This is a genomic window from Streptomyces sp. RK9, from assembly GCF_045070545.1.
GTDB classification, from domain to species: Bacteria; Actinomycetota; Actinomycetes; order Streptomycetales; family Streptomycetaceae; genus Streptomyces; species Streptomyces alboflavus.
The window spans coordinates 1,929,947-1,941,669 of the sequence record NZ_CP173704.1 but is presented as its reverse complement, the minus strand read 5'-3'; the positions used below and the strand labels follow the sequence as shown (position 1 = coordinate 1,941,669).

At 73.9% G+C, this 11,723-nt stretch carries 7 protein-coding genes; 2 read left to right on the top strand and 5 right to left on the bottom strand.

Annotation, left to right across the window (positions count from 1 at the left end; all coding sequences use genetic code 11):
- Window positions 1-80: 80 nt before the first annotated feature.
- From AB6L24_RS29040 to AB6L24_RS29025, 4 genes are all read right to left on the bottom strand, one after another.
- Window positions 81-3,545: a protein kinase gene (locus AB6L24_RS29040; RefSeq protein WP_405660027.1), complete on the bottom strand. Its 3,465-nt coding sequence runs from the start codon at window positions 3,543-3,545 to the stop codon at window positions 81-83.
- 166 nt (window positions 3,546-3,711) lie between these two features.
- The gene (locus tag AB6L24_RS29035) at window positions 3,712-6,060 is read right to left on the bottom strand and encodes a serine/threonine-protein kinase (RefSeq protein ID WP_405660024.1); all 2,349 of its coding nucleotides are present in this window, start codon (window positions 6,058-6,060) and stop codon (window positions 3,712-3,714) included.
- 341 nt (window positions 6,061-6,401) lie between these two features.
- On the bottom strand, window positions 6,402-8,108 hold the full coding sequence (locus tag AB6L24_RS29030; protein WP_030361428.1) for a glycerol-3-phosphate dehydrogenase/oxidase: 1,707 nt from the start codon (window positions 8,106-8,108) through the stop codon (window positions 6,402-6,404).
- 34 nt (window positions 8,109-8,142) lie between these two features.
- Window positions 8,143-8,352: a hypothetical protein gene (locus AB6L24_RS29025; protein ID WP_405660021.1), complete on the bottom strand. Its 210-nt coding sequence runs from the start codon at window positions 8,350-8,352 to the stop codon at window positions 8,143-8,145.
- Window positions 8,353-8,461: 109 nt separating this feature from the next.
- Between AB6L24_RS29025 and AB6L24_RS29020 the strand changes: the two genes are divergently transcribed.
- Together AB6L24_RS29020 and AB6L24_RS29015 are read left to right on the top strand one after the other, a co-directional pair.
- Window positions 8,462-9,715, top strand: a complete 1,254-nt coding sequence (locus AB6L24_RS29020) for a nucleotide sugar dehydrogenase (protein ID WP_405660018.1) — start codon at window positions 8,462-8,464, stop codon at window positions 9,713-9,715.
- A 101-nt stretch (window positions 9,716-9,816) separates the two neighbouring features.
- Window positions 9,817-10,431 carry a hypothetical protein gene (locus AB6L24_RS29015; protein WP_405660015.1) on the top strand — a complete coding sequence of 205 codons (615 nt, stop codon included), beginning with the start codon at window positions 9,817-9,819 and terminating at the stop codon, window positions 10,429-10,431.
- A 108-nt stretch (window positions 10,432-10,539) separates the two neighbouring features.
- Here the strand turns inward: AB6L24_RS29015 and AB6L24_RS29010 are convergent, their stop codons facing one another.
- Window positions 10,540-11,664, bottom strand: coding sequence for a GuaB3 family IMP dehydrogenase-related protein (locus tag AB6L24_RS29010; RefSeq protein ID WP_405660012.1), 1,125 nt, complete (start codon window positions 11,662-11,664; stop codon window positions 10,540-10,542).
- Window positions 11,665-11,723: the final 59 nt, after the last annotated feature.

Sequence of the window (11,723 nt, the reverse complement as noted above, 5' to 3'; positions counted from 1 at the left end):
GACCGCACTGTGACGCGGGCGGGGTGCGGACACGTGGCCGACGAGGGCCAGTTGGCGTGCCCGCGGCGGACGGTCGGGGGTCAGCCGGAGGGCCGGTAGGACGCCGACGCCTGCTCGAACAGACGCGTCACCTCGTCCCGCTCGGCCTCGGGCCCGCGCACCTGGAGCACGTGGTACTTCCCGTCGACGGCCATCGCGAGATTGCGTACGAAGACCTCGGTGCCGTCGGTGTCCTGCCACGTGAACTGCCCCTCGGCCCGGGACTTTCCGCCCACGTCGACGAGCCGGAGACCGCTGGACGTGGCCCACGACGAGTCGCGGAACGGCTGGAGTTCGCGCTCGTCCTCCTTCTGGTACTTCATCGGGTCCGTGCCGAAGTCGCCGGTGCTGTCGCGGCCGGGGACGACGAGCAGCTCGAAGCGGCCGTGGCTGTAGAGGACCTGGCCGCGGCCGTTCTTCGGCTGCCGGTCCCAGCCGTCGGCCACGGCCACCCGGAAGCCCTCGGCGTCCTTGCGCAGCGTGAAGCCGGACGCGAGGTCCGGGTCGGTGGTCTGCGGCTCCTGCGAACCGGGCGTCTTCTCCGGGTCCGACGCCTTCCCGTCCTCGCCGTCGCCCTCGCCCTTGCCGTCGTCGTCCGGCGCCTCGCCTCCGCTCGGGCGCTCGCCGTTGCCGTCGGGCGCCGGGCTGACCTCGCCCGCGTTGCCGGTGCGGCCGGTGCCCTCGCCCTCGCCGGACTCGGGCATGAACAGCATCGCGTACGCGACGGCCGCCACCAGACCGGCCAGGATCACGACGAGCAGGACGCGGCCGAGCGACCTCGGCCCCCGGGCGCTCGGTGCCCGCTCGGGGCGCGGCGCCCGCACCGGCCTGGTGTCCCTGCCGCGCTCCTTGACGCGCTCCCGGCCGCGCTTGTGGCGGCCGTGGCCCTGGCCGCCGTCGTCCCCGGCCGGGACCGGCGCGGGCGAGCGGCGCTTGCGGACGACCTCGCCGCGGCGGCGCACGACGGGCAGCTTGCCGCCGTCGTACGGCGGCGCGGGCACCACGTGCGCGCCCGCGTCGGGCTCCGGCGCCGACCGCACCAGGGAGCGCAGCCAGCCGCTCAGCTCCTCGAAGTCGATGCGCTCGGTCGGGTCCTGACGCAGCAGCGACTCGACGACGGGCCGCAGCGGACCGCACTCCTCCGCGAACGCGGGCGGTTCCGCGCACACCAGCTGCACCAGCTCGGCGGTGCTGTCCTCCGGATACGGGGCGTGGCCCTGGACGGCGCGGAACAGCAGCGCGCCGAGCGCCCACAGGTCGGTGGCGGGCCCGATGGGCGCGGCCAGCTGCCAGTTGTCGTGCACAGGACCGGCCTGCTCCGGCGCCCACCGCTCCGTGACGGCGCCGACGACGGTCATCCGGGCGTGCCGGGCCCGCTCGGCGGCGAGCGCGGTGGTCGGACCGCGGCGCGCGCGCAGCTCGCCCGCGGGGTCGTCCCACTCGCCCTCACGGGGACGGGCGTTGCCCTCGGGGGCACCGGTTGTGCCCCTGCGGTCGGGCGACTTGGCGAGGTCGGGGGCGGGGGCGGGGCGGGCGGCGGGGGCGGGGAGGTTCTGCTTGGGCTGGTACGGAGTCGGGGCGTACGGGGTCGACTCGCGAGGGGCCGAGGGGGTCGACGCGTGCGGGGCCGAGGGGTGCGGGGCCGACTCGCGCGGCGCCGACGCGTGCGGGGCCGAGGGGTACTGGGTCGACGCGTGCGGGGCCGAGGGGTACTGGGTCGACGTGTGCGGGGTCGAAGGGTACGGCGCCGGGCGCGCGGGGGCCTGCCGGTCCGGGGCGGGCTGCGTCCGGGCGGAGGGGAGCTGCGCGGACGGGAGCTGCTTGGTGAAGGGGTGGGGCGGGGGGCTCTGTGCGCCGCCCTGTGCGCCGGGGGCGCGTTGCGGGGCTGGGGCGCCGGGGGTGTGGTGCGGGGCCGGGGCGCCGTGCGGGCCCGGGGCGTGGTGGGGGTCGGGTGCGCCGTGCGAACCCGGCGCGTTGTGGGAACCCGGTGCGCCGTGGGAACCCGGTGCGTTGTGGGAACCCGGTGCGTTGTGGGAGCCCGGCGCGTTGTGGGGGCCCGGTGCGTTGTGGGGGCCCGGTGCGTTGTGGGAGCCCGGCGCACCGTGCGAACCCGGTGCGCCGCCCTGCGCGGGCACAGCTCCCGCGCGCGGCACAGCCCCGTGCCACGGCTTCTTCTGCCGCTCCCGGACCCCGTACGGATCCGAGATGTGCCCGACGGAGCCGCCCGCGCCGACGGAACCGCCGTCGCCGTCCGCGCCCTCGCCGCCATAGGTGTCGTACGCGCCGTCATCGCGCTCGGCGCCGCCGTCCGCCTCGGCCCGCCCCGCCGCGCCGCGCTCGCTCACCCGGGCCGCGGCCCGCGCCGCACCCGCCCGGTACGCGGCGATGGCCCCGGCCCGCGCCGCCCTGAGGTCCCGCTCGGCGCTGCCGTACGGCGCCTCGGCCCCGCCGTCGTCCGCCTGCCGCGCGGCCTCGATCGCGGCGTGCCCACGCGATCCGTTGCCGCCGTGCTCGCGGTGGGAGCCGTTGTCTCCGTACGCACCGTGCTCGCCGTACGCGGCGGCCCCGCCCCGCGCGGGACCCTCGCCGTAGGCCGGACCCTCGTCGTACGCGGGCTCCCCGCCGTACTCATCGCCGCGGTCGTACCCGTCGCCCCCGCCGTACGCGGGCTCCTGCCCGTACTCACCGCGCTCGTCGTACCCGGCGTACTCAGCCGACTCGTCGTCGGCGTACGCGCCGTCCCCGTCCGCCCCCGCGGCCTCCAGCGCCGCGTACCCCGCGCCGCCCGTCGGCTCGGGCACCGCGCCCTCGGGCTCGGTGAAGCCCGCGAAGTCGTCCTCCTCGGGCCGCGGGTCGTACCCGCACAGGGCCTCCTCGGCGGCGCCCGCGGCGAGACCCGTCAGCATCACGCGGCCGTCGTCGCAGACGAGCACCGTGCGCGCGGTGATGTTCCGGTGCACCCAGCCGTGCGCGTGCAGGACGCGCAGGGCCGTGACGACGTCCGCCGCGACCTCCGCCGCGCGGAAGGGGTTCAGCGGCCGGTCGGCCAGTAACGCCGCGAGCGGTCGGGCCGCGACCAGTTCGCTCACTATCCACAGCGAGCCGTCCTCCGCGAACACGTCGAAGACCTGGTCGAGCCGCGGGTGGTCGGGGATGCGCGCGGCGGCCTGCGCGGCCTCGATGGCCCGCAGGACCGCGGGGTCGCTCGGCCTGCGCGTCGCGCGCGAGCCCGCGCGCCGGGCGCCGCCGCGGGCCGCGCTCCCGCGCGCGCTCCGGAAGCCCTCGGGCAGCCCGCCGGGCAGCACGTCGCTCAGATCGCCGTCGCCGTACGCCTCGTCGCCGAGCACCTCCGCCTCGACGATCTCGGGCAGCGGCACCTGCCGGACCAGGACCTCCTGGCCGCTGTAGGTGTCGAAGGCGCGGGTCTCGGCGAGTTCGTACTCGTCGGACGGGGGCAGCGGCAGGCGGTAGCGGTCGGCGAGCACCCGTCCCGCATAGTCGTCCACGATGCCTCCCCCATCCGCCCGGTGGTCAATTCCGTTCGACTTACGGCTCGTTGCGGCTGCTTACCCTCCGCAAGCACTCACGATACGTGCCACAACCGAACCGTATTGAGGGGATGCGAGATCTCGCCGGTCATCGCCCGGCCATCTCACCGGTCCCGCCCCACCGTCACTTCTTCGGCTCGAAGGTCCGTGTGAACGTCCGCCAGGCCTCGCGTCGCTGATCGCTGCCCCAGTCGTCCGCTTTCGCGGTGTACATCAGTCCGTAGCCCAGGCCGCCGTTGACGACGAAGCCGCGGTCCACGGAGCGGTACTTCGTACCGCCGTCCACGTAGGTGAATTCCCAGTCCGCCGTGTTCCAGCCGCGGAAGTCGACCTTCTCTATGCGGATCCGGTCGTACTGGGCCCGGCGCATGCCCAGTTCCTGGTTCTTCCAGTCCGCGACGGGGTTGTCCTTGGGCGTCGGGGTCCAGCCGATGAGCAGCTTCTGCCCGTTCGGCCCGGTGAAGCGCGCGCCCGCGCGGTCGGTGGTGCGGAACTTCCAGCCCTTGGGCAGGCCTATCGAGAAGCCCTGCGGATGCTTGTACGTCTCCTCGGCGCCGTCCTTGCCCTTGCCGTCGCCGCCGATGGGCGAGCCCTGCCCCGCGTCGTCGTCCTTGCCCGAGCCGGAGTTGTCGTCCTGCTCCTTGCCCTGGTCGCCCTGGCCGTCCTTGCCCTTGCCCTTGCCGGAACCGGAGTCGTCGTTCTTCCCCGAGTCCTTCCCGGAGCCCTTCTCCTCGCCGTCGCCGCCCGCGGTCGCCCCGCTGGACGAGGACGTGTCGCCGCCGCTCTTGTCGTCCTTGGCTCCGTCGCCGTTGAGCGCGAACGCGAGCACCGTGCCGAGCACCGCGAGTGCGACGACCACCGCGATGATCACCAGCGTGCGCCGGGGCACCACGTCCGTGAGCGGCGCCCGCGCGGGCGGCTTCGGCGGCCCACTGAGCTGCGCCGGGATCCGCGCGCCGCCGTGCGAACCCGCTCCCGCACCGGCGGAGTTCAGCCCCACGCCCACGCCGGAACCGACGCTCCCGGAGGCCGCACCCGAGGCCGAGCCCGCGCCACCCGAACCGGCGCCCACGCCTCGCCCCACGCCACCAGCACCAGCACCAGCACCAGCACCAGCACCACGCTCGGCGCCACCGCTCCCGGCCGCACCGCCGATACGTTCCCCCGCACCGACAGCACCGACCGCACCGACCGCACCGGAAGCAGTCGTCCCCGAAGCGGCCGTCCCGCTCGCCGTCCCGGAGGCAGCACCCGCGGCGCCACCACCGCCGTGCCCGGTCACCCCGGACCCGGCCGAAGCACCCGACGCCGGACCGGCGTTGCCCGCGCCGCCACCGGCGGCCGGACCGCCGACCGACGCGGCACCAGCGGCACCACCTGCCCCATCAGTCGCAGCAGCCGCGGCACCGCCCGCCGCACCCGCACCGCGAGCCGACGTGGCCGCGGCCGCCGCCTTCTTGCGCACCGAGCGGAACGCACCCTTCAGCCGCTCGGCGGCCTCCTCGCCCTTACGGGTGCCGGGGGCACCGGACGGCGGCGCCTGCGGCGGGACCGGGGGCAGCGGCACGACCTTCGTCGCGTCCACCGGCTCCGCCGGTGCCTTGGCCTCGGGGATGTCCGGGGCGTTGACGACCTCCAGGAGCATCGCCCGCGCGCTCGCGTCGTCGAGCCGCTGCTCGGGGTCCTTGGCGAGCAGGCCGTAGATGACCTTCTCCAGCAACGGTCCCGCGTTCTGCGGCGGTTCGACGGCCTCGGTCATCACGGCGGTGAGCGTCGCGATGGCCGAGCCCTTGTCGTACGGGGGCACGCCCTCCACGGCCGCGTAGATGAGCCCGCCGAGCGACCACAGGTCGGCCGCGGGGCCGGGCTTGTGGCCGCGTGCCCGCTCCGGCGAGATGTACGAAGGGGCGCCGACGAGCATGCCCGTCGACGTGATGGACGGGTCGCCCTCGACCTGGGCGATGCCGAAGTCGGTGAGGACGACGCGGCCGTCCTCGGCGATCAGCACGTTGGACGGCTTCACGTCGCGGTGCAGGATGCCCTCGCGGTGCGCCGAGCGCAGCACGTCGAGCACGGCGAGCCCGACCTCCGCAGCGCGCCTCGGCGTGAGCAGCCCGTCCTCGCGCACGGCCTCGGCCAGGGACTTGCCCTCGACCAGCTCCATCACGATCCACGGCCGGTCGTCCTCGTCGACCACGTCGAAGACCGTCACGGCACTGGTGTTGCGGATCCGGGCGATCGCCTTGGCCTCGCGCAGCGTGCGCGTGATGAGCCGGCGCTTCTCGTCCTCGTCGATGCTCGACGGGAAACGCAGCTCCTTGACCGCGACCGTGCGGCCCAGCGTCTCGTCCTTGGCCCGCCAGACGGTGCCCATGCCGCCGCGGCCGAGCACGTCACCGAGCCGGTACCGGCCCGCGAGGAGACGTGCGCTCTGATCCTGACGAGCCTCGCCCGTCCGCTCAGCCTCCGACATGCGTCCCCTCAACTACCCGCACAACCAGCCCCGACAGAGCCTTCATTGTCCCTCACCCGGGGACCTGCCGACGCCGCGGGTCCGTCGTCCCACATCATGGACATTCCCACCGGGTGAACCCCGGCGCACCACCCCAAACCTCGCTGTCCATACCCCCCTTGGCCACCCTCCTCGGGTCAAACCACCCAGAACCCCTGACCACTCCTTGACTACTTGCTGACAAGCGGAAGGTCAGCCTCCCCGTCTCCTCCCGAGGGGGAGGCCGATTCTCCCGAGGGGGAGGCCGAACTCCGGCGGCACGCCGTCCGACCGCGGCGACCCGCGACCGGAGCCTCCCGCGGCTACAGCGGCACGATGTCCGGCGCCCCGAGCCGCGCCGCGTCCGCCGTCAGGTCGTCCGGCTGGCGCTGCGACTCACGCTCGGCCTCCACCCGCTTCTCGTAGTGCTGGACCTCGCGCTCGATCTGGTCCTTGTCCCAGCCGAGCACCGGCGCCATCAGCTCCGCGCACTCGCGGGCGCTGCGGGTGCCGCGGTCGAAGGTCTCGATGGAGATGCGGGTGCGGCGCGTGAGCACGTCGTCCAGGTGGCGGGCGCCCTCGTGCGACGCGGCGTAGACGACTTCGGCGCGCAGATAGTCCTCGGCCGCCGCGAGCGGCTCGCCCAGGGACGGGTCGGCGGTGACCAGCTCGAGCACTTCCTCCGCCAGGGAGCCGTACCGGTTCAACAGGTGCTCCACGCGCACCACATGGAGGCCGGTGCGGGCCGCGATGCCCGCGCGGGCGTTCCACAGCGCGCGATAGCCCTCCGCCCCGACCAGCGGGATGTCCTCCGTGACGCAGTCCGCGACCCGCTGGTCCAGACCGTGCACCGCCTCGTCGACGGCGTCCTTGGCCATGACGCGGTACGTCGTGTACTTCCCGCCCGCGACGACGACCAGGCCCGGCGCGGGATGGGCGACCGTGTGCTCGCGGGACAGCTTGCTGGTGGCGTCCGACTCCCCGGCGAGCAGCGGCCGCAGGCCCGCGTACACCCCCTGCACGTCGTCGCGCGAGAGCGGCACCGCGAGCACCGAGTTCACATGCTCCAGGAGATAGTCGATGTCCGCGCTGGAGGCGGCCGGGTGGGCCTTGTCCAGGTCCCAGTCGGTGTCCGTGGTCCCGATGATCCAGTGCCTGCCCCAGGGGATCACGAAGAGCACGCTCTTCTCCGTGCGCAGGATGAGCCCGGTCGAGGAGTTGATCCGGTCCTTCGGCACCACCAGGTGGATGCCCTTGGACGCCCGCACATGGAACTGGCCACGCTCGCCGACCATGCCCTGGGTGTCGTCGGTCCACACGCCGGTGGCGTTCACGATCTGCTTGGCGCGGATCTCGTACTCCCCGCCTGCCTCGACGTCCTGGACCCGGGCGCCGACGACGCGCTCGCCCTCGCGCAGGAAGCCCGTGACCCGGGCGCGGTTGGCGGCCTTCGCGCCGTACGCCGCGGCCGTGCGCACGAGGGTGGCCACATAGCGGGCGTCGTCCATCTGCGCGTCGTAGTACTGCAGGGCGCCGACCATGGCGTCCTTCTTCAGGCACGGGGCCACGCGGTGGGCGTGACGGCGGGTCAGGTGGCGGTGCGTCGGCAGGCCTCGGCCGTGGCCGCGCGCCATCGACATGGCGTCGTAGAGCGCGACGCCCGAGCCCGCGTACAGCCGCTCCCAGCCCTTGTGCTGGAGGGGGTACAGGAACGGGACGGGCTTCACGAGATGCGGCGCGAGCCGTTCGAGCAGCAGGCCGCGCTCCTTCAGCGCCTCGCGCACCAGCGCGAAGTCCAGCATCTCCAGATAGCGCAGGCCACCGTGGATCAGCTTGCTCGACCGGCTCGACGTGCCCGACGCCCAGTCCCTGGCCTCGACCAGACCGGTGCTCAGGCCGCGGGTGACGGCGTCGAGCGCGGTGCCCGCGCCGACCACTCCGGCGCCCACGACAAGAATGTCCAGCTCGTGCTCGGCCATGCCCGCGAGTGCCTCGGCGCGCTCCGCCGGGCCAAGAGTCGCTGTCCTCACCGCTGCCTCCCGTGCTTTTCGGGTGTGGTCGCGCTCACATCATGCCCAGATTCTGGTCGCGCCCGCCGAGTTCGGCCACGGCCTGTGGAGAAACGTTGAAGCTGCCGCGGCCGATGAGGCCGCCGTGGCCGTCGTGACCGCTGCGGCTGCCGGGAGCGGCGGGGCCACCGGGAACTTCCGCGAGCGCGGAAGCCGCCGCCAACACTCCGATGCCGGGAGGGGCCCAATCCCGCAAATCGGTCATATTTACTCCTAGTCTGACATTGCGCTCGCCCATCTTGTCCACAGGGCTTGCGCGATCGTCCCGCTTTGGCTATATCCGCCCCGGCTATTGGGAAGGACGGCTCACCGCCATGCCAGCTGACCTCGCCGTCATCGGTCTCGGCCACCTCGGCCTGCCCCTCGCCCAGGCCGCCGCCGCCGGCGGCATCGCCACCATCGGCTACGACCCCGGCCGCGCACCCGACCTGGCCGGGGGCCGCCTTCCGGGTGACGGCACCGAAGGGACCCTCACCGCCGCCGACGTCCGCCGGATGCTCTCGGGGGGCTTCCGGCCGACCACCGACCCCGCCGAACTCGGCCGCGTCCGCACGGCCGTCATCTGCGCCCCCACGCCCCCGGCCGCGGACGGCTCGCTCGACCTCGGCCAGGTGGCCGACGCCGCCCGCGCCCTCGCCGCCCGGCTGCGCCCGCACACCACGGTCATCCTGGAGTCGCCCGCGTACCCCGGCACCACCGAGGAGTTCCTGCGCCCGCTCCTGGAAGAGGGCTCGGGCCTGCGCGCCGGACGGGACTTCCACCTCGCCTACTCCCCCGCCCGCCTCGACCCCGGCAACCGCACCCACGGCTACGCGGGCACCCCCAAGGTCATCGGCGGCCTCACCCCCGCCTGCACCGAGTCCGCCGCCGCCTTCTACGGCCGCCTCACCGACAAGGTCGTCCGCGCGCGCGGCCCCCGGGAGGCCGAAACCGTGCACCTCCTGGAGACCAACTACCGCCACGTGAACATGGCGCTGGTCAACGAGATGGCGGTGCTCTGCCACGACCTCGGCATCGACCTGTGGGACGTCATCCGCTGCGCCGAGACCAAGCCCTTCGGCTTCCAGGCCTTCCGCCCCGGCCCCGGAGTCGGCGGCCACGGCGTCCCCCTGGACGTCCCCGGACCCGCGCGCGGCCTGCGCCCCCTGCGCCTGGTCGAACTGGCCCAGCAGGTCAACGACCGGATGCCGGGCTATGTGATCCAGCGCGCCGCGACCCTGCTCAACGAGCACGGCAAGTCCGCGCGCGGCGCCCGCGTGCTGCTCCTCGGCGTCACCTACAAGCCGGACGTCGCCGACCAGCAGGGCGCCCCCGCCCAGGAGATCGCCGTCCGCCTCATGGAGCTCGGCGCCGCCGTCAGCTACCACGACCCCTACGTGGGCCACTGGAACGTTCTCGGCCATCCCGTGCCCCGCGCGGACACCCTCTACGAAGCGGCCGCCGACGCCGACCTGACGATCCTGCTCCAGCACCACCGCACCTACGACCTCCAGGGCCTCGCCGTGAAGGCCCAGCTCCTGCTCGACACCAGGGGCGCGACCCCGGCGGGCGCCGCCCACCGCCTCTGATCCCACACACAACCCCCTGGGGCCCTTCGCGCGCTGCTGCTACCGTGCGGATCCAGTCACTTACCGCACACCAGTGCGTTCACGTCCCAGGGGGAAACCAGATGACGCAGCCCACGCCTCCAGACCAGGGCGGACAGCCGTACGGCCAGCAGCAGCCCTACGGCCAGCAGCCGCAGCAGCCGTACGGCGGCCAGCCCGGCTACGGCTACCCGCAGCAGCCGCAACAGCCCTACGGCCAGCAGCCGCAGCAGCCGTACAACCCCTTCCCGCAGCAGCCGCAGCCCGGTGGCTTCCCGCCGCCGCCCCCGGCCGCGCGGGGCAACGTGGGCCTCGGCGTGGTGGCCGCCCTCGTCGCCGCCCTGGTCGCCGCCGGCGTCTACGGAGGCATCATCGGCGCCACCGAGCACGAGATCGGCTGGGCGGCGGTCGGCGTCGGCTTCGTCGTGGGTCTGGCCGCGGGCAAGGTGGGCGGCCCGAACCCGGCGGTCGGCGTGCTCGCCGCGGTCTTCTCGCTCGGCGCGGTGTACCTGGGCCAGCTGGTCGGCGCCTCCATCGTCATCGCCGACAAGCTGAACCTCGACTTCACCGAGGTCTTCTTCGACCACTTCGACTTCGTGCAGGAGGCGTGGAAGCACGACGCCGACGCGATGACGTACGTGTTCTTCGCGATAGCCGCCGTCGCGGCCTTCGGCAGCGCCAAGCGCGCCTCGCAGTAGGACGCCGAGGGCGCCCCGGCGAACACGACCGGGACCCGGAACGCCAAGGAGCCCGGACCGCCTGTCGGCGGTCCGGGCTCCTTGCTGCGCTCAAGCCCCGTGCAGCGGTCAGCGGCGGTGCTGCGAGTCCGCCACGGTGACCTCGACGCGCTGGAACTCCTTCAGCTCGCTGTAGCCCGTGGTGGCCATCGCGCGGCGCAGCGCTCCGAAGAAGTTCATCGAGCCGTCCGGGATGTGCGACGGACCGGTGAGGATCTCCTCGGTGGTGCCGACGGTGCCGAGGTCGACCTTCTTGCCGCGCGGCACGTCCTCGTGGACGGCCTCCATGCCCCAGTGGTGGCCCTTGCCGGGCGCGTCCGTGGCGCGCGCCAGCGGGGAGCCCATCATCACGGCGTCCGCACCGCAGGCGATGGCCTTGGGCAGGTCGCCGGACCAGCCGACGCCGCCGTCGGCGATGACGTGGACGTACCGGCCGCCGGACTCGTCCATGTAGTCGCGGCGGGCCGCGGCGACGTCGGCCACGGCGGTGGCCATCGGCACCTGGATGCCGAGGACGTTGCGCGTGGTGTGCGCGGCGCCGCCGCCGAAGCCGACCAGGACACCGGCCGCGCCGGTGCGCATCAGGTGCAGGGCGGCGGTGTACGTGGCGCAGCCGCCGACGATCACCGGGACGTCGAGTTCGTAGATGAACTGCTTCAGGTTCAGCGGCTCGGCGGCGCCGGAGACGTGCTCCGCCGACACCGTCGTGCCGCGGATCACGAAGATGTCCACGCCCGCGTCCACGACGGCCTTGGAGAACTGTGCGGTGCGCTGCGGCGACAGGGCGGCGGCGGTGACGACTCCGGAGTCGCGCACCTCCTTGATGCGCTGCCCGATCAGCTCCTCCTTGATGGGAGCGGCGTAGATCTCCTGGAGGCGGCGGGTGGCCTCCTCGGCGGGCAGCTCCGCGATCTCGTCGAGCAGCGGCTGCGGGTCCTCGTACCGCGTCCACAGGCCTTCGAGGTTCAGCACGCCGAGGCCGCCGAGCTCACCGATGCGGATGGCGGTCTGCGGCGAGACGACGGAGTCCATGGGGGCCGCGAGGAAGGGCAGCTCGAAGCGGTAGGCGTCGATCTGCCAGGCGATCGAGACCTCCTTGGGGTCCCGGGTGCGCCGGCTCGGCACGACGGCGATGTCGTCGAAGGCGTACGCCCGGCGGCCGCGCTTGCCGCGGCCGATCTCGATCTCAGTCACGTGTGTGGCCCTTCAGCTTTCCTATGGCGCTCCGTATGCCGTTCCAGTATCCCCGACAC

Excerpts from the sequence above, each read along its gene's own strand:
- AB6L24_RS29020 (WP_405660018.1), top strand. The coding sequence starts at position 8,462 with ATGCCAGCTGACCTCGCCGTCATCGGTCTCGGCCACCTCGGCCTGCCC.
- AB6L24_RS29035 (WP_405660024.1), bottom strand. The coding sequence starts at position 6,060 with ATGTCGGAGGCTGAGCGGACGGGCGAGGCTCGTCAGGATCAGAGCGCA.
- AB6L24_RS29015 (WP_405660015.1), top strand. The coding sequence starts at position 9,817 with ATGACGCAGCCCACGCCTCCAGACCAGGGCGGACAGCCGTACGGCCAG.
- AB6L24_RS29025 (WP_405660021.1), bottom strand. The coding sequence starts at position 8,352 with ATGACCGATTTGCGGGATTGGGCCCCTCCCGGCATCGGAGTGTTGGCG.